Raw genomic sequence first — 18,846 nt, forward strand, 5'->3', positions numbered from 1 at the left:
CCGTCTCGGCCGCCACCGCCGCGCTCGGCGGGCTGACGCCGCAGCAGCGCGCCGAGGTCGAGGCGTTCGCCGCGGCGCTCCCCCGCCGGATCTTCGACCACGTCGTCGTCGAGTACGCGGCGCGGCGCGCCCCGGCCGTACTCGGCGCGCTCGACGCCCTCGGCCTGGTGGTACACGCCCCCGTTCCACCACCCGCCGCCGGCGGGGACGGCGGGGACGCGCTGCGGCCCGGGTATGAGCGCCGGGAGCTGCACCCGGAACGTCTGCCGGTGCTGCTGCGGGACCCGGCGGCGTACCTGCGTGCGGTGTACGGCTGGGGCGAGCCGACCTTCGACGGGGTGCTCCTGTTCGAGACGCTCGCCCGCTGCCTCCAGCGGGACCTGGGCATGCCCGCGGTACTGCTGCGGCCGGCCGGGCAGCCCGCCCTGCTGGAGATCTACCTGTTCGGGCTGCGGGTCGACCCGACGACCAGCCCGCCCGGCCTGGTCGTCGACGCCCGGTTCGGTGCCGGCGAGGGGTTCACCCAGAGTTTTCCGCTCAAGGAGCCGTGGCGGGTCCAGATCGAGGCGAGCGCCGAGTTCGCCGCCGATGCCAGCGCCGCGATCACGCCGCCGCTGCTCGTCGAGCTGACCCCGCCGGCCGGCGGCAGCGGCAGCGCAGGCATCGTGGATGTCGACCTGTCCGCCGGTCTCATCGCCGAACCCGCGACAGGTACCGGGCCCGGCGGCGGTGGTGGCGATAGCGGGGGCAGCGGCGGATCCCGGCGGATGCTGCTCGTCGGCTCCGCCGACGGTACCCGGGTGGAGGCGGCCCGGGTCGCCCTCACCTTCGGCTTCGCCGCCACCTGGGACGCTGCCGCCGGCCACGCCGCCGCCACCCCGCGGGTCAGCGCCAGCATCGACGCGGGCCGGGTCATCCTCGCGATCGGCGGCGGCGGCGACGGGTTCCTGTCCGCGGTACTGCCGGGCACGATGGAGATCGAGGTCGACCTCGACGCCGCCTGGAGCCCTGACGAGGGGCTGACCGCGTCCGGCGGCGCCGGCCTCGAGGTCGTCGTCCCGCTCGCGCTCGACCTCGGACCGGCGCGCGTCGACCGGCTCGCGCTGCGCCTCGGCGTCTCCGACGACGGCCTGGTGCTGGAGGCCCGGGCCGGCGCCGGGATCACGCTCGGCCCGTTCACCGCCGCCGTCGACGGGTTCGGTGCCGGGGTGACACTCGCCGTCCGCTCCGGGAACGGCGGCGACACCGGCAACCTCGGGCCGGTCGACCTCGGTCTGCGGTTCCTGCCGCCCACCGGGCTCGGTCTCGCGCTCAACGCGGGGCCGGTCACCGGCGGTGGGTTCATCCGCTACGACGAGCCGGCCGGCCGCTACGCCGGCCTGCTGGAGCTGAAGCTGGGCGGCACCGTCGGCGTGCAGGCGGTCGGCCTGCTCGACACCCGCCTCCCCGGCGGGGCGAGCGGCTATGCGCTGCTGGTGCTGCTGCGCGCCTCGTTCCCGCCGATCCAGCTCGGCTTCGGTCTGGCACTCACATCGGTCGGCGGGCTGCTCGCGCTGAACCGCCGGGTCGACGTGGACGTGCTGCGGGCCCGGCTGGCCGCGGGGACCGCCGGGCGGATCCTGGCCCCGGAGGATCCGGTCCGCGACGCGCCGGTGCTGTTCGCCGACCTCTCGGCGGCGTTCCCGCCCGCGCCGGGGGTCGTGGTCGTCGGGCCTACGCTGCGGCTGACCTGGGCCGGGATCGTCCGGTTCGACGTGGGCGTGTTCCTGGAACTACCCGGGCCGCGCCGGGTGGTGCTGCTCGGCTCGGCGCGGGCGGCGATCGAGAACCCGGCCGGCGGCCGGCCGTATCTACAGATCCGGGTCGACATCCTCGGGGTCGTCGACCTGGCCGCGCGCACGCTGGCGTTCGACGCCGTCCTCGTCGACAGTCACCTGCTGGAGATCTTCGAGCTGTCCGGCGGCGCGGCGCTGCGGATGTCGTGGGGCGCCGACCCGTACCTCGTGTTCACCCTCGGCGGCTTCCACCCCGCCTACTCCCCGGCGCCGCTGCTGCCCCCGCCNGGCCTCAGCCGGATCGCGATGGTGCGGGGCACCCCGGAGGACTTCCTCTACCTGCGCCTTGAGGGCTACCTCGCGATCACCACGAACACCCTGCAGTTCGGTGCCGCGGCCGAGCTCGTCATCAGCCTCGGACCGTTCAACATCCGCGGTTTCCTCGGCTTCGACGCGCTGCTCCAACGCCGTCCGCTGCGCTTCGCGCTGGGGATCGCCGCGTCGGTGAAGGTCCGCTACAAGAAGCACAACCTCGGTGGGCTGGAGCTGCGGGGGGCACTGACCGGGCCGGGGCCGGTGGTGTTCCGGGGCCGGGTCTGCTTCGAGATCCTCTGGTTCGACATCTGTTTCGAGGAGACCTTCACCCTCGGCTCCGCCACGCCCCCGGCGGTCGCGCCGATCGCGTCCGCCGTGGCCGAGCTCGCCGGCGAGCTGTCCGACCCGGTGAACATCCGCGCGCAGGGCGGTGCCGACCCGCGGGTCACCGTCGAGCCGGCCGCGGATGCCGACCTGCCTGTCGTCTCGCCGCTCGGGCAGGCCGTCTGGAGCCAGCGGCGCGCTCCCCTCGATCTGCTGCTGCAACGGTTCGAGGGCGCGCCACTGCGCCGGCCGGAGACGGTGGCGGCGACCGGAGCACTGGTGACCGGCCGGGACACCGACTGGTTCGCGCCCGGCTCGTTCGCCGACCTCGACGACGCCGACGCCCTGAACCGACGGGCGTTCGAACGACTCAACGGTGGTGTGCGGCTCGCCTCGCCCGGCACGGTGAACGGCCCGTCCGCGCAGCTCACGGTCACCGTCCGGCAGATCCGCGTGCCGGCCGCGCCGGCGCCCGCCCCGCCGCCGGAGCTGCCCGCGGCCGCGCTGCCCGACTGGCTGCAGCGGGGCGTCGCCGGGCGGGCCGGCGCGGTCGAGCGGGAACCGGTGACCCCGACGCTACGGATCCGGGACGAGACGTGGAACGTGCACGGTCGCGCGGGTGCCGGGGTGGTCGCCGCCGGGGTCTCCCAGGCGCAGGCGCACCAGCTGGCCAGGGTGGCCGCCGCCGGCACAGCGGTCGCCGCACCCGACCTGATCACCGCCGCGGCGTTCTAGCCGAGCCCGGGAGGAATGATGACGGACCAGCAGCTGACGTTCCGTGCCTGGGTCCGAGAACGGATCGCGCAGGCGGCGACCGGAGTCCAGGACGGCCGGCCGCTGGTGTCGACCACGGTCACGCTGGCCGGCACCGACGCGCGAGGCGCCGCCACCACGGCCGCCACCCGCCCGGTGCGGTTCCTGCTCGCCGGGCCCGCTGACGTGGTCGGCCTGACCCCCGCCGCGATCGGCCGCCGCTACCCCGCCCCGGGTACGACCGACCACGAGTCCGACCGCTGCCCGCTCGTCGAGTTCACCGACCCGGCCCTGCCCTGGCGTTACAGCCCCGCCCCGGGCGCCACCCCGGGAAGCGGCACCACCCACCCGTGGCTCGTGCTCGTGGTCGGGGTGGAGGGCGAGGAGCTGACCCTCGCCGGCGACCAGGTGGCACTCTCCCCCGCGGTGCAGGCGGCGCATCCGCTGGGTGCGGCCGCGGCACCGTACCCGTGGGCGCACGTGCAGGACGACGCCACGGGCCGCCGGATCGCCCGGGTGCTCTCCGGCCGGCCGCTACAGCCGGGCACCGACTACCTGGCAGCCCTCGTACCCGCGTTCGACGCCGCCGGGCAGCGGAGTTGGGCCGGCACCGGCCCGGTCATCGTCCCCTGCCACGACCACTGGCGGTTCCGCACCGCGACGCCGGCCGGCAGCTTCGAGGATCTGGCCGCCCGCCTGCACCCCGGCGGCGCCGATCCGGGGCTCGGCCAGGCTCCCCTGGACTATCCACGTGTCCCGGAGGCCGGCGGCCTGGCGGTCCGCGGCGCGCTCGGACCGCTCGCGCCGCCCGGCGAGCCGGGAGGTGATCCGCCGCTGCCCGGCGCGGTACGCGCCGACCTCACGGGCCTGCGCACACCGGCGACCGACCCGAAGGGCCGCCCGATCGTCGGGCTCCCCCGCTACGGCGAGGCGTGGCGCACCGGCGCGCCCGAGACAGCCGCCTGGGCAGAGTCGCTCAACAACGACCCCCGTCACCGCGGGGCCGCCGGGCTCGGCCTCGAACTCGGGATCCGCCTCCAGGAGGAGCTGGTCAGCGAGGTGTCGGCGAGTCTCGGCGCGCTGGCCGAGGCCCGCCAGCGGATCGCCGACCTCGTGCTCGGACGGCAGGCCGCGGGCGCGGTGTGGGAGCGCCGGATGCCGGCCGAACCGCTGGAGCGGCTGTGGCTGCTGGGGCCGGCGCTGAACCGGGTCGTCACCCCGGGCGGGACGCTCGGCGAGCTGGCGACCGCCGCCGACCGGCCGCTGCCACCGGGCATCTTCTCCACCGCCGCCCGCCGCGTCCTGCGCACCGGGCCGGCCCGCACCGCCCGTTCCAGCGCCGGGCGGGTACGCCCGGGTGACGTGCTGGCCGCCGCGAACCAGTGCCGGCCGGCCCCGCCCCGCGCCGACGACGGCGTCCCCCTCGGGGAGCTCGGCATCGACCTGGACGAGTTGGAGGAACGCCGCCGGCACGCCGCCGAGACGGGGACCGTCGATCTGGACACGGCCGTGGAGGTGGCGAAGGCGCTGGCGGAACGGGCCGACAGCCGGCTGCGCGACCTGGCCCACCAGATCGCGGACCGGCTGGCGGAGGCGGCGGCCGCGGGCACCCCGGCTCCGTGGGCGCGGGCGTTGGAGCTGCTGGTGGCCGCCGCGGCCGTGCCCGCCGCCGACGACGCCGCGGTGCGCGAGCTGATCACCGTGATGCAGCGGTTCCTGGAGCTGTTCCCCGCCCCGGCCGAGGAGGGCGACCTCGACGACGTGCTGGACGGCCTGGAGGAACCGGAACCGGTCGAACCGCCGTGCCGTCCGGTGGACCTCGACGTGCTGACCGACGTGGTCGTCACCGCGTTCGACCCGACAGGCCCGCAGGCACCGGCGGTGGTGCGGGTCCTGGAGACGATCGACGGCCTCGACCCGGCGCAGCCGCTGGCCCCGCCGGAGCCCTGTGTCGAGCTGGACCGCCCGGTGTGGGCGGACCTGCGGGCGGCGTTCGCCGAATGGCTGTTGCCCGGGGTCGGGAGCCTGCCGGACGACTCGGTGATCGCCCTGGCCACCAATCCGCGGTTCGTCGACGCGCTGCTGACCGGGCTGAACACCCAGCTGCTGGCCGAGCTGCGCTGGCGCGGTGTTCCCGTGGCCACCGGCTGCACCCCGCTGCGGGTGTTCTGGGACCGTTCGCAGGCGGCGACCGGTGCCCGCGTCGCCGACATCACCGGCCTCCAGCACTGGCCGGACGACAGCGATCTGGGCTCGGCGGCCCACCGACCGGCGGGCGCGGCCGGGCAGGACCTGGTCGTCGTCGTCCGCGGCCGACTGTTCTCCCGCTACCCGGCGACCGTCGTCTACCTGATCTCCGCCGAGCATGGAGCGGGCGGCGGCGGGACGGCCGACTTCACCGTCGATCCGGATCCGGCGGCCCCGCGGATCTACCCCGGCTTCCAGGGACGGATCGGCCCCGACGTCGTCTTCTTCGGGTTCCAGGGGGTCGAGCCGGCCGACGTCGCCCGGTACTGGCTGGTCCTGGAGGAACCCCCCGCCGGCTACCGCTTCGCCAACGACGCCTCCACCGCGACCGCCCCGCACAGCTGGGCCACCGAGGCGTTCGCCCACCCGGTTCGGGTGCTCATCGCCGGCGACCGACTCGACGACCCGGCCCCCACCCCCACCCCCGGCTCCGGGCTCCGCCCCGCCGACCCGCAGGGAGCACCGTCCCGATGACCCGACCCAGCGAGCCCGGAGCGCACCCGCGGACGACATCACCTCAGCAGACGGTGTCACCTCAGCAGACGGTGATCGGCGTGCTGCTGCCGGTGCGGATCGAGACCCGGTTCTCCCCGGGCCGGCTGCGGGTGCGGATCATCCCGGACGAGCCGTGGTTCAACCGGCACGACCCGCGCGCCTCCGCCGGCGAGCTGGACGCGCTTCGGCGTTACCTCGACGCGCGCGCCGCCGACCCCACCGACCCGGCGCGGGAGGTGGCCTGGCGGGAGCTGGTCGCGCAGGTCGGCGGCGCGCGCGCCGTCTACCTGGCGCGGGTCTTCGTGGTCACCGGCCCGGGCGGTGAGCCCGTCGTGCGTGCCGCCGGCCCCGACGAGATCCGCACGGAGCCCGCATTCCCACGCATCGACGGGTTCCCCGGGCAGCTCGACGTCTGGCTCGCCCGCGGCGGCGGCAGCCCGGAGTCGGTGCTCACGTTGACCGTCGACCGGGACCGGCTGCTCGCCGACTTCCCCGACCCCGACGAGCCGGCCGACCGCCGCTGGTGGGAGGACTGGGACGAGGCGCGCGCGGCCGGGCTCGCCGGTGAGATCGAGCTCGACGGCGATCCGGGCGACCTCGACGCCCTGTTCGTCACCGGACTCGGTGACGGCGACCCGGCGCGGCTGTTCGGCGCGCACGGCGACGCCGGCCGCCTCGCCACAATCGCCCCGGGGACGGCGACCAACACGGTGGACGGGGCCCCGGCCGCACCCCTCGGCAACGACCCCGACACCTGGTGGGACGTCCTGCACAGCCCGGCGAGCGACACCGAGCGGCTGGTGTCGGCGTCCCTGACCGGTGACCCGGGCCTGCTGGGTCGGCTGCCCGGCCCGGCCGAGGCGCACCGGGAGCCGGCCGCGGCGATCGTCTCCGCGCTGTGGCCGGCGCTGTGGGGCTTCGCGGGCGCGGACGTGTGGGCGAGCCCCGGCAGCTCCGCTCCCGGCGGTGGCGGTGGCGGTGGCGGCGCGAGCGCGCTGGCGCTCGGCACGTACGAGGCGTCGCACTGGGCGCCGCACGCACTGTTCCCCGAGGGCCCGTTCCCCACGCTGCGGATCGGGCCGCAGCCCTACGGCCTGCTGCCGGCGACCGTGCTCGCCGACTGGGTCGCCACCACCGAGGACCCGCCGGTGGAGGCGGCGCTGCGCCGCTCGCTGCTGGAGCTGCGCGAGGCCTACCGGGCGGCGGCCGAGGCGCGCGGCACCGCCGTCGACGCGACCACCGAACAGCTGCTCGACCTGATCGGCCAGGTGCCGACCTCACCGCTGTACCGGCACCGCCGCGCCTGGCCGCTTGAACTGTGGTGGCTGGTGCTGCCGCTGCTCGGCTACGGCGTGCCGTGGCCGGATCTGGACGCCGCCTGGCACGACCGGTACGGGCTGGCCGAGCGCCTCGGGCTGGTGCCCCCCGCCCCCGCCCGCCGCTACGGCACCGTGGGGGCGCCGCGCCGGCTCGGCATCCCGCTCGTCGTCCCCGAGTCGCTGCCGGCGGACACCACCGTCGCGAAGCTGCTGGGCGAGCTGGTGCGCCTCGCCGTCGAGAGCCCGCACCTGTTCGCCGACCCGGTGGGGCTGGAACGGGAGTTCCTCCGGTGCGCGCCGGACAGCCTGCTGCTGCGCCTGGCGATCCGCTCGCTGCAGGTGGCAATCGGTGACGTCGGCCGGCTGCTGATCTCACCGCCGGAGCCGGCGCCGCACCCGGGGAATCTCGTCAGGCCGGCCGGGACGCCGGCCCGGCTGGAGGTGTGGATCCGGTCGACGACATCGAACGCGCTGAACACCGCGACTCCCGCGGCCGCCCGGTTCCGCCGCGTCGCCGACGGCCTGCTCGCCCTCGCCGACGTCCTGCGGGCGGCCGAGGGCGAACCGGAGCGGCTCGACCGCTTCGAACGGCTGCTGCGCGCCACCGTCGACACCGCCACGGTGCGCGTCGACCCGTGGCTGGTCGGGCCGCCGACCCGCCGGCTGGGCGACCTCGTCGACGGCGGCGCCGCGACGTTCCGGCTCGGCGCCTACGGCTGGGTGGACCAGCCGCGACCAGGCACCCCCGGCCCCACCCCGGCCGGCCTGCTGCACGCACCGTCCCCCGGCCAGGCACTCACCGCCACCGTGCTGCGCGACCGGGCGGTCAGTGACCCGGCGGACGGCCGCTGGGATCTCGACGTGACGTCACGGACGGTGCGGGACGCCGACCGGCTCGCCGAACACGTGCGGGTCGGCGCGCACCTCTCCGAAGCGGTCGGCCGCGAGGTCGAACGTGTCGTCGCCGACCCGGCGGACGTGACCCGGCTGCGCCGGGACTTCCCGATCCGCACCGAACACGACGGCCGGCGCATCTGCGACGGGCTGGCGGTCCTCACGGCGCTGGCCGCCGCGCCCGGCTCGCTCGGCCTCGACCCGGACCGGCTCGCCGAACTGGAACGGCTGCGCGCCGGGCTGGACAGCTACGGCGACCTGCTCGTCGCCGAAGCCGTCCAGCACGTCGTGGAAGGCCGCGCCGAGATCGCCGGCGCCGTCCTGGACGCCGCCGCCGGGCTCGCCCGCCCACCACACCTCGGTCTGCTGCGCACCCCACGCCAGGGACGGGCCGTCACCACGTCGGTGCTGATCGTTCTGCCGGACGCGGCCGCGCCGGTACCGGCGCCCCCGGGAGACGAACTGGCCGCCGCGGAACTGCGCCCCGCCGCGCTGGCGGACCCGGCCGCGGCGGCGTTCGTCACCGGACAGGCAGGCGCCGCCGCGACCTGGCGGTTCGACGTCGCCACGACCGGCACCGGGGACGACGACGCCGGGAACGGCGGCGGGAGCGAGGGAGGCCAGGAGGCTGGCGAGGGATCATCCGCGACGGTGCCGGTCACCCTCGGCGCGCTCGGCCTCGAACCGGCGGATGCGCTCGCCCTGCCGTGGACCGACCTCGCGCGGCTGGCGGCGGCCGAAGGCGCCCGGATCCTGGGGGCCGAGCCGGATCAGGTCGCGGTCGTGGGCGGCGACGGGCGGGAACGCTACGAGCGGGCCGCCCGGCTGGTGACGCTGCTCGGCCGCTACCCCGCCGGGCCGGACGCCGGCACCGAACAGCCCGACGCCGTCGTCGATCCGGCGCCGGTCGACCTCGACCTGCTCGACCGCTACGCCCAGGTCCGTGGCACCGCGACCGCCCTGGTGGGTCTGCTCGGCGACCAGCTCGCGCTGACCACGCCGGACGGCGGGCTCGGCACGGCGGACGAGGAGACGCTGACCCGCCTCATCGTGGCGGCACGTTCCTGGGGCGTCGCGCCGCAGATCGCACCATCGACCCCGGGCGACCCGGCGCCGGCCGACCCGGCCGACCCGGCCGACCCGGTGGCGCGGCGGCTTGTCGCGACCGCGGCCCGGGCGTCCGCGTTGCTGGGCGCGCGGCTCGCCGCCGCGCCCGCCACCGAGCCGCCCGCTCCCGGTGAGGCGGCGCCGGCGGCCCGCCTGGCCCGCGCGGATCTCGTCGAGGCGCTCACCGCGCTGGTCTCACCGACCGGCCAGCTCGCCGTCACCGGCCGGCTGACCCGAGCCGCGCTGCCCACCGCCATCCAGCCCGACGCCGCCGTGGATGAGGACTGGCTGCCCACGGTGGCCGCCGTCCGCGAACCACTTGCTCTGATCGAGGTGCACCAACTCCTCGCGGGCCTTCCCCCTGACGACGGCGGCGCGGGTGGTGGCGGCGCGGGTGGTGGTGGCGCGCTCGTCGGATGGTCGAACAAGCCCGGCGACCCCTGGCAGCAGACCGCCGACAACCGGCGGCTGGTCGTCGTCTACGCCGCCGAGGGGCTGGACCTGGCGACGGTCGCGGCCGACGACCGCGTGGCGGTGGCCGCCGTCGACCGGTTCGCCGAGGTCGTCCCCGTCGCGGAGCAGACGACCGGCGCGGCGTTCGGCTTCGACGCCCCGGCCGCGCGTGCCCCCCAGGCGATCCTGCTGGCGGTCCCGCCCGACCTGGACGCGCCGATCGACGACCGGACGCTGGTCGCCATCGTCGCCGAGACCCGGCTGCTGGCCAGGGCCCGGATGGCCCGGCCCGTCGACCTCGACCCGGGAACCCGCGGTCTGCTCCCGGCCGCCCTGCTCCCCGCCGCCGGGAAGCTCGCCGTGCCGCTGGAGCCAACGGCCACCTAGAGCCAACAGCCACCCGGAGCCAACAGCCACCCGGAGCCAACAGCCGCCCAGGTCTCACGGAAGGAAGTCAGGACGTGGCGCTCATCGTCGACGCGGTGCACCGGCTGGAAGCCGACCCCTTCCAGACCGACCTGGCCCGCGGGTTCCGCGCGGAGGTCGCCGACCCGGCGTGGCTGCTGGGCCGGCAGTGGCAGCTCGGCGAGCACGCCGGCGAGGACGCCTCGTCACCGGTGCGGCTGCGGTACCAGGCCCGGCTCACCCCGATAGAGCCGGTGGACGGCCAGCCGAACCTCGACCCGCGGACCACCCCGGCCGAGGCGGTCGTCGAGGCCGAGCCCGGCGACTCGTGGACGCCGGGACGGCGGGTGGCCGCCGGGCGGGCGGTCGCGACCCGGGCGGCCGCCGCCGGGATCGCACTCGATCACCCGCAGCTCCTGCTCGCCGAGCTGCCCGCTCCCTACGACCTGCTCAACGGCACCGGCCTGGACGGGCGGACGCTGTGGCGGCAGCGCACGGAGCTCGGCCTGGACGAAGGCTGGTTCGGCGCGCTGCGCCCGCCGGAACCGGAGCCGGCGGACCTGTGGGACCCGGCCGAGCTGAGCTATCACGCCAGGTTCCGGGCCGACGGGGTGTACCTGACGTTGGAGCGGCACGACGGCGGCGACCTCGACTGGTACTCGGTCGACGCGGACGCGCCGCTGCCGCCGGACTCGGGCGGGCCGGTGCTGGCGGCGGAGCTGTTCCCCGGCCGGCTGCGTTTCCCCGGCGCGCCGGTGCCNCGCTGGTGGCAGATCGAGGACGGCAAGGTCGACATCGGCGGCTACCCGCCCGATCGCGCCCACCTGTCGACGCTGCTGCTCATCGACCTGATCGTCAACCGCTCGGACGACTGGTTCGCCTTTCCCGTCGACGCGGTCGCCGGGCATGTCCTCACCCTGGACAAGGTCGTGGTCGTCGACTCGTTCGGCGACGAGTGGCCGCTCGAACCGGCCAAGGACTGGAGCCTCTTCCGCACCCACGGACTCGACCACGGTTCCCTCGTCGTCTGGGCGAGCGCGGCGACGCCCCTGGCCGGACCGGTGCTCGACGAGGTCACGATCGGCACCGACGAGGACGCGAACCTGGTGTGGGCCGTCGAACGGCGGCTGCGCGGGCGGGACGTCCCGGCCGACGCCGACCCGCCGCCCACGCCGCCGGCGCGGATCGACACCACCGGCCGGCCCGGCTTCGCCTACCGCCCGATGACCCGCATCCCGCCCCGCTGGCACCCGTATGTCATCGAGGAGGTGGCCGGGCGGCGCCGGTTCGTCCAGGGCCGCGCCGCCGACCTCTCCGGCCCGGCCGCCGCGCTTCTGCCCGAGGCGGAGAGCGACCTGCTCATCGACCCCGCCTCCGGCGGTGTCCACCCCACCCACCAGCTCGAGCCGGCGGCGGTCGGGTCGGCGGGTGTGCGGGTCGAGCGCCGCGCGATGCTCGCCCGCGCCACCGACGGCTCCCCCGTCCTGTGGACCCAGCGCCGGCGGCTTCCGCTGCTCGCGCCACCCGGCCTGCGCCTGCGTTTCGACACCCTCGACCTGGTGCCGCCCGTCCCGTGAGACGGAGGTGCCGACAGCGCCGGTTCTGTCCTGCTGTCCGAGGCCCGACGAACCGCGCTACCTGCCCATCCGGGGCCATACGGTGAGCGACATGGAGGTCAGGTACAAGGTCGTGGCAAGCCTGCTCGCCGCTGTGGTCGGTGGCGGTCTGCTGGCGGGATGCGGCGCCCTGGAGTCGACGGTCGCCGAGGACGGCACCGTCACCGCCGCGGGCCCGCCGGCGCCGGCCGGGGGCTGCGGCGGTCCGGTCAAGACGGTCCAGGACGTCGAGGCGGTCATCTCCGAGCCGGCGGGCTGCCCCGGCGCGGTGAACACCTACTGGGCCAAGGAGCTGGGCGACCTTTGGACGACGCCGCGCTACGTCTCCTACCGCGACGGCGAGATTCCGCCCATCGCCTGTTCGGAGGGCGAGACCGACCCGGCCGCCTTCGCCGGTAACGCCCTTTACTGCACGCTCGACGACACCATCGCCTACAGCGTCGACTTCATGACCGAGCTGCACAACCTCGGCGGCCCTTCCTACCCCATGTTCGTGGTCATGCACGAGCTGGCGCATCGGGCCGCCACCCTTTCCGACCGGGAGGGGGTCGTGTCCCGCGCGGAGGAGAACCAGGCCGACTGCCTGGCCGGTGAGCAGGCTCGGGCCGCCGCGAACGCCGACCGGCTCGACCTCGGCGACGCCCTGTCCGGCGCCCAGCTGTTCTTCTCCCTCGGCGACACCCGCGACCGCGGCTGGTTCGACAACGAGACGGCCACCGCGGACGGCGCGCACGGCACCCCCCGCCAGCGCCTCCAGGCGTTCGGCTTCGGCTATCTGCGCGACAGTTCCACCTGCTATCGCCTCGGCGAGTCACCCACCGGCAGCGTGCTCTTCTGATGCTTCCGGAGCATCCGCCAGCTGGGCGGTCGCGATAGCGCTCAGCCGGCCGGCTCCGGCATCGGTCAGGTGCACGAGGCAGGTGTCGCCATGGCGCTCCGCCGTGGCGCGGGCCGGTCCGACCGCGAAGGGCCGCAGATAGCGGAGGTTCAGGAAGCGCAGGAGTGCCGGTTCGTCGGCCAGCGAGGCCGCGGCCTCCTCGGCGACCAGGGCGACCAGCCCGCCCTGGATTCCGCCGGCGGAGTTCAGCCCGTCGTTCCGCCTGGGCACCTCCGCCGTCCCGGGGGTACCGACCGCGCACTGCGCGCGCTCGGCGAGTGGGGCCGACAACCGTCCGACGTTCAGCCGCAAGGGCGGTCGGAAGTCCGGCGGAAAGACGTGACTCGGATCCGGCGAGGCGATGAACGACGTCACGGCGAACGCGGCCGGTGTCCGGGACCCGCCGACATAGGCGCGCGCCTCGGACACGAGGACCGTCCGGCCCTGTTTGACGATGTCGGCCTCGATCGTCACCGTGTCTCCCGCCGCGGGCGGGTTGAGCACCTGAACCTCGAGATCGAGCGTGACCGGTATACGAGGGGCCATCGCCCGGATGCACAGGGTCCCAGTCAGCACGTCGACCCACGTCGCCAGGACGGAGGTCCGCACCGCGACACTCCCCGGGACGCACATCTCGGGTACGACCGTGGCGCGCCCCACCAGCTTGGGGCCGTCGAGCGCGATGGCGAGGCCGAGTTCGGAGACGATGTGACTTACCGCTGGCACGACAACGTCCTGCTCTCTGTGCGCGCACCCGGTCGGGCGACCGCCGCGCGCGATAGATCTGGATTTTCGACGGGCAGGTGACAGGCCGGTCGTTCAAGTCTCCCGAGCCGGGCCGTACCGGGCGCCGGCCGCCCGGCGGTGGGCGGCACCCGGCTCGCCCCACACCCGTGCCCAGCCCCGCGCCCGCCGGTAGTGCAACTGCGCGTCGAACTCGAGCGTGAACCCGTTGCCTCCGTGGAAGTGGACGCCGTCGTAGGTCACCTGCCGGGCGGTCTCCGCGGCGAACGCGAAGGCCATCGCGACCAGCTCACGACCGCGCGGGCCGCCGCGCCCGAGCTCCGCCGCCGCCCTGGCCACCAGCAGTCTCGCCCCGTCCAGCGCGGTGACGCCGTCCGCGAGCGGATGGGCCACGGCCTGATAGGCGCCGATCGGCAGATCCCAGGCCCGGCGCTCCTTCGCGTAGCCGACGGTGAGGCGGTGCGCGGCCGCCCCCAGGCCGGTCAGCGCCGCGGCGGTCAGCACCAGCCACTCGTCGAGGGCGGCCTCGAAACGGCCCGCCGCACCCGGCCCGGCGGCGAGATCGACCGCGTCACCGCCGATCGTGACGTCGGCGAGCGGCGCGGAGGCGAGGTTGTTCACGAAGGTGCGCGTCCCGTCGGTCAACGGCACCAGCAGCAGACGGTCACCGGCGAGCACGATGGCCTCGTCCGCGACCGCCGCGCCCGGAACGAGCGTGGCGGCACCCGTGGCACCCGTGGCAGCCGAACCGACCGGCCCGCCGCGCTCGGCTGGCCGCACCGCGAAGGTCACCAACCGCTCACCGGCCAGAGCACCCGCGAGCGCGGCCCGCGCCGCGGGCGTGTCCAGCGCGGCCAGCAGGCGAGCGGCCACCTGCGCCTCGATGGCGGGCGCCGGAGCGGAGGCCGCGCCGAGCTGCTCAGCGACGAGAGCGAGATCGAGGAGCTGGGCGCCCCAGCCACCGTGTTCCTCGGGGACGGCCATCTCGACCACGCCGACGTCCAGCAACGCCTTCCACAGCCCGCCGTCGAAGCCCAGCGGCTCGGCGGCTCGGACGCGTTCCGGGGTCGAGTGCTCGGCCAGCAGGTCGGCGAACGACGCGACCAGCGCTTCCTGTTCTTCGGTAGGTGCGAGATTCATCGGTTGCCCACCCAGCGCTGTTCGGACGATGTCGTCGATCGGGACGGAGCCGCGGCGCCGCGCGAGAGCGTCCCAGCTCGACACCCGGCCCCGACACAACAGCCGACTCTACCAATACATGTATATGTTTTCCAGCGCTTCCCGCCCGCCAGCCCCTCCGGCCGCGCGGACCGCCGATCGACGCTCCCGTCAGCCCCGGGACGGGCGCATCGGGACCGACGAATAGCCGCGCACCGTGCTGGTCTGGACCGGGACGAGCGCCGATTCGTCGATCTCCCACCGCGGGAATCTGGCGAGGGTGCCGGCGAGCGCCAGCTGGCCCTCCAGCCGGGCCAGCGCCGCCCCCAGGCAGAAGTGGGCACCGAAACCGAACGTGATGTGCCGCTGGATGGGCCGCCGGACCTCGAAGGCCTCCGGGTCGGCGAATTCCCGCGGGTCTCGGTTGGCGCTGCCGTTCAGCAGCAGCACCTTGGACCCCGCCGGGATATCCACGCCGTGCAGCGAGACGTCGCGCAGGGTCCAGCGGCCGTTGACCGGAGACGGCGCCTCGTAGCGAAGTATCTCCTCGACCGCGCCCGGGATGAGCGACGGGTCGTCGACCAGCAGCTGACGCTGGTCCGGGTGCCGGGCGAGCGTCACCGCCGTCCAGCTCAGCAGCCGGGCGACCGTCTCCACACCGGCGCCGGCGAGCAGGACGACGAACAGCGCCACCTCGTGGTCGGTCAGCCGGCGCGGGCCGCCCTCCTCCTCGATCTCCGCGCCGATGAGCGTGCTGATCATGTCCTCGCCCGGGCGTCGCCGGCGCTCGTCGATCAGCTCGGTCACGTAACCGTGCACCCTGATCGAGGCATTCAGCGAGGTCGGGTTCGTCGGTTCGGTCTGCCCTTCCTCACGGTGCAGCATCTCGTCGAACCAGTGGCGGAGAAGGTCCCGCTCGTCCTCGGGAATTCCCAGCATGTGCCCGATGACCATCGGCGGAAGAATCGCGCCGAACNGGCCGATGTAGTCGAATTCCGCGGAGCCGGTCAACGGCTCGAGATAACGGTCGACCAGACCTTCGATGTACGACCTGAGATCGGCGATTCGACGCGGCGTGAACGCCCTGCCGACCAGCTTGCGCAGCACGTCGTGCTCGGGCGGGTCCATGAAGATGACGGCCGGGAAAGTCGTCACCGAATCAAGCGTCTCAAGCTGGACGCCGTGCGTGGAGCTGAAGGTGGCCGTGTCGTGGTAGGCGTCCCAGACATCCTGGAAACGGCTTAACGCGAAGAACCCGAACCGGTCGTTCCAGTAGACCGGCCGCTCCTCCCGCATCCGCCGCCAGGTGTCGTGCACCGTGCGGTCGATCTCGACGTCGAACGGGTCGTAGTAGATCGGCGACACCGTCTCGGCACTCATTGCTGGCTCTCTCCCGTCATCACGTTCTCCGCGGGTGCGCGGCGTCCGCGGCGTGCGCCCGATCGAGGTTCGTTCCGCCCAGCTCGGCCAGGTGGCGCCGAGGAGGTCGCCAGCAGGATACATATAAAGATTTGGCGGGCGCCACAGAAGGTCCGCAACTGGATGCCTCGTCGCACCCTCACACCCGCGTGGGACCGGTGCGGGACCGCGCTGGCGCCAGCCTCCGTCAGCGACAGCCCCTACCCGAGGCGACCAAAACATGCATAGATTTAGCCTGCCGATGGAGACCGGGCGCGACGCATGGAGAGGGAGGCGAGGTCGCATGCAGCCTGAACTGATCAGCACCCAGCGGCGGGGGCGGCGGATCGCCCTGAGCGCCGAGGAGGTCGACACGCTGCTCACCGAGCAGCGGACCTGCCGGGTCGCGACCCTGACCGCCAGCGGCGGGCCGCATGTGAGCCCGCTCTGGTATGCCTGGGACGGCACCGCGCTGTGGCTTTACTCCATCGTCCGCAGCCAGCGCTGGGCCGATCTGCTGCGCGACCCACGTGCTGCCGTTGTCGTGGACGCCGGCGACGACTTCGGGGAGCTGCGTGGCGTGGAGCTGCGCGGCCGGTTCGAGCCGGTCGGCCCCGTTCCGCGCACGGGCCAGGAGGAGCAGCCCGAGCTGGCGGCGCCCGAGCGGCTGTTCGCCGCCCGGTACGGCGGCGGCCCGGGTGGGTCGATGTACCACGACGGTCGCCATGCCTGGCTGCGCCTGGTCCCCGACAAGGTGGCCTCATGGGACCACCGGAAGCTCACCTTCTAGCGATTCGCGGAACGAGCACCGCCGCGCGGAACGTCCCGGTCCCCGTCCTCACACCGCAAGCCCGACGAGCCCCGCGAGCCGGGCCCGGTGGGCGCCCGGTGAGCCGAAGGCGATCTGGTCGGCCTTGGCCCGCTTGAGGTACAGATGCGCCGGATACTCCCAGGTCATGCCAATACCGCCGTGCAGCTGCACCGCCTCCTCGGCGGCGGTGACCGCGAGGTCGCCGCAGTAGGCCTGTGCCACCGCGGTCGCCACGGGCGTGTCCGGGTCGCCGGCCGCGAGGGCGGCGGCGGCGTGGCGGGCGGCGGCGTTCATCGACTCGACGCCGGTGTAGAGGTCGGCGAGACGGTGCTTGAGGGCCTGGAAACCGCCGAGCACCCGGCCGAACTGCCGGCGTTCCTTGAGGAAGGCCACCGTGGTGTCGAGGCACCAGCGGGCGACACCGAGCTGCTCGGAGCTCAGCAGGGCGGCCCCGGTCTCCAGCGCACGGCGGATCGCGGGCTCGCCGTCACCGACCACGAGCTCGCCCGCCACGCCGCCGAGGGTGACGTCCGCGAGCTGGCGGGTCATGTCCAGCGAGACCACCGGTGTCACCCCGGCGGCGGTGGCGTCGACGGCATACACCGCGGTGCCGCCGGCTGCCCGGGCCGGCACCAGCAGTACGTCCGCCTCCAGTGCCCCGGCCACGCTGGTGACGGTGCCGGTGAGCCGGCCCGCGGCGTCGACGTCCACGGGCGGAAGTTCTCCGTCGGGAGCGGTCGAGAGGGGCACGACGAGCGCGGCGGTCCGCTTCCCCACGGCCAGCAGGGGCAGGAGATCGGTCTCCGCCCCCAGCAGGACGGTGGTCGCGACGACGGAGCTGGTGAGGAACGGCACCGGCGCCGCCGCCCGGCCGAGCTCCTCCAGCACGACGGCGGCCTCGCGCGCCGACGCCCCCGCCCCGCCCTGGTGCTCCGGCACCAGCAGGCCGGCGAGGCCGAGATCCACGGCCAGTGCCTTCCACAGACCACCGACGAGGGAGCGGTCACCGTCGTAGACCGCGGTCACCGCGGCCGGGTCGCAGTGGTCGGCGAGCAGATCACGCACGGAGCCGCGCAGGTCGCCCTCGACATCGGTGTAAAGGAGGTCGAGTTCGCTCACCGGGGCAGATCCTTCCAGGGGATGTCCTTGTCGACGCGCCGCTCGACGGGAAGGCCGAGGACCCGTTCGGCGATGATGTTGCGCAGGATCTCCGAGGTGCCGCCCTCGATGGAGTTGCCCTTGGCGCGCAGGTAGCGGTAGCCGGCGTCGCGGCCGGTCATGTCGACCTTGCCCGGCCGGGTCAGCGCCCAGTCGGAGTAGCGCAGGCCGTCCTCGCCCAGCAGCTCCACCTCCAGCCCGCTGAGCTGTTGGGTGAGGCGGGCGAAGGTGAGCTTCATCGCCGCGCCCTCCGGGCCCGGCTGGCCGAGGGCGAGCTTCTGCCGCAGCCGCTGGCCGGTGAGCCGGGCGACCTCCGCGTCGACCCACAGCCGCAGCAGCCGGTCCTGGAGCTGCGGGGTGCGGCACCGCGGGTGCGACCGCCAGGTGTCGGCGACCACCCCGATCATGCCGTCCTCCCGGGGCGCGGCCCTGCCGCCGATCGCCACCCGCTCGTTGTTCAACGTGGCGTTGGCGACCTTCCAGCCCTCCCCCTCGGCCCCGAGGCGCTGGCTGTCGGGGATCGACACGTCGGTGAGGAAGACCTCGTTGAACTCCGCCTCGCCGGTGATCTGGCGCAGCGGCCGGACGTCCACGCCCGGGTCGGTCATGTCGCACAGGAAGTAGGTCAGCCCGCCGTGCTTCGGCACGTCGGGATTCGTGCGGGCGAGCAGGATCCCGAACCGGGCCTTGTGCGCGCCCGAGGTCCAGACCTTCTGGCCGTTGACCACCCAGCGGTCGCCGTCGCGAACCGCGCGGGTGGTGACCCCGGCGAGGTCGGAGCCGGCGCCGGGCTCGCTGAAGAGCTGGCACCAGATCTCCTCACCGGTCCACAGCGGCCGCAGGAAGCGCAGCTTCTGCTCGTCGGTGCCGAACCTGAGGATCGTCGGCGCGGCCATGCCGAGGCCGATGCCGTTGGCCTGCCGGTTGTTGTCCGGCGCCCCGGCCTCGTTGAAGAGACGGTCCACCTCGGCCTGCAGCGCCNGCGGCAGACCCAGCC

10 protein-coding genes and 1 pseudogene are annotated in these 18,846 nt (G+C 74.8%); 6 read left to right on the forward strand and 5 right to left on the reverse strand.

The window, feature by feature from the left end:
• Positions 1-971: 971 nt before the first annotated feature.
• From UG55_RS46735 to UG55_RS06550, 5 genes and pseudogenes are all read left to right on the forward strand, one after another.
• Positions 972-2,062, forward strand: a 1,091-nt coding sequence (locus tag UG55_RS46735; protein WP_396230826.1) for a DUF6603 domain-containing protein, incomplete at its 3' end; no start/stop codon positions are given.
• Between the two features lies 1 nt (position 2,063).
• Positions 2,064-3,149 (forward strand): annotated as a pseudogene (locus UG55_RS46740) (DUF6603 domain-containing protein); the annotation flags it as partial.
• Between the two features lie 18 nt (positions 3,150-3,167).
• The gene (locus tag UG55_RS06535; protein WP_128422873.1) at positions 3,168-5,888 is read left to right on the forward strand and encodes a hypothetical protein; all 2,721 of its coding nucleotides are present in this window, start codon (positions 3,168-3,170) and stop codon (positions 5,886-5,888) included.
• On the forward strand, positions 5,885-10,069 hold the full coding sequence (locus UG55_RS29075) for a hypothetical protein (RefSeq protein ID WP_199865058.1): 4,185 nt from the start codon (positions 5,885-5,887) through the stop codon (positions 10,067-10,069). The genes UG55_RS06535 and UG55_RS29075 overlap by 4 nt, the downstream gene beginning before the upstream one ends.
• 1,686 nt (positions 10,070-11,755) lie before the next feature.
• Positions 11,756-12,541: a metalloprotease gene (locus UG55_RS06550; RefSeq protein ID WP_066064306.1), complete on the forward strand. Its 786-nt coding sequence runs from the start codon at positions 11,756-11,758 to the stop codon at positions 12,539-12,541.
• On the opposite strand, the gene UG55_RS06555 is transcribed toward UG55_RS06550, so the two are convergent.
• The 3 genes from UG55_RS06555 to UG55_RS06565 form a co-directional block, all read right to left on the reverse strand.
• Complete coding sequence (locus UG55_RS06555) at positions 12,515-13,306, reverse strand: PaaI family thioesterase (protein ID WP_066064309.1); 792 nt, start codon at positions 13,304-13,306, stop codon at positions 12,515-12,517. The genes UG55_RS06550 and UG55_RS06555 overlap by 27 nt on opposite strands.
• Positions 13,307-13,399: 93 nt before the next feature.
• Positions 13,400-14,464, reverse strand: a complete 1,065-nt coding sequence (locus UG55_RS06560) for an acyl-CoA dehydrogenase family protein (protein ID WP_066064685.1) — start codon at positions 14,462-14,464, stop codon at positions 13,400-13,402.
• Between the two features lie 189 nt (positions 14,465-14,653).
• Positions 14,654-15,436 carry a cytochrome P450 gene (locus UG55_RS06565; protein WP_313954585.1) on the reverse strand — a complete coding sequence of 261 codons (783 nt, stop codon included), beginning with the start codon at positions 15,434-15,436 and terminating at the stop codon, positions 14,654-14,656.
• Between the two features lie 748 nt (positions 15,437-16,184).
• On the opposite strand from UG55_RS06565, the gene UG55_RS06570 reads away from it, so the two are divergent.
• Entirely contained in the window at positions 16,185-16,670 is a 486-nt protein-coding gene (locus tag UG55_RS06570) for a pyridoxamine 5'-phosphate oxidase family protein (protein WP_242423824.1), read from the forward strand.
• 48 nt (positions 16,671-16,718) lie between these two features.
• Here UG55_RS06570 and UG55_RS06575 read toward each other — a convergent pair whose 3' ends face one another.
• Positions 16,719-17,810 carry an acyl-CoA dehydrogenase family protein gene (locus UG55_RS06575; protein ID WP_066064312.1) on the reverse strand — a complete coding sequence of 364 codons (1,092 nt, stop codon included), beginning with the start codon at positions 17,808-17,810 and terminating at the stop codon, positions 16,719-16,721.
• On the reverse strand, positions 17,807-18,830 hold a 1,024-nt coding region (locus UG55_RS06580), incomplete at its 5' end, for an acyl-CoA dehydrogenase family protein (protein ID WP_242423825.1). The genes UG55_RS06580 and UG55_RS06575, both read right to left, overlap by 4 nt.
• Positions 18,831-18,846: the final 16 nt, after the last annotated feature.

Origin of the sequence: Frankia sp. EI5c, assembly GCF_001636565.1 — a bacterium.
GTDB lineage: Bacteria > Actinomycetota > Actinomycetes > Frankiales > Frankiaceae > Parafrankia.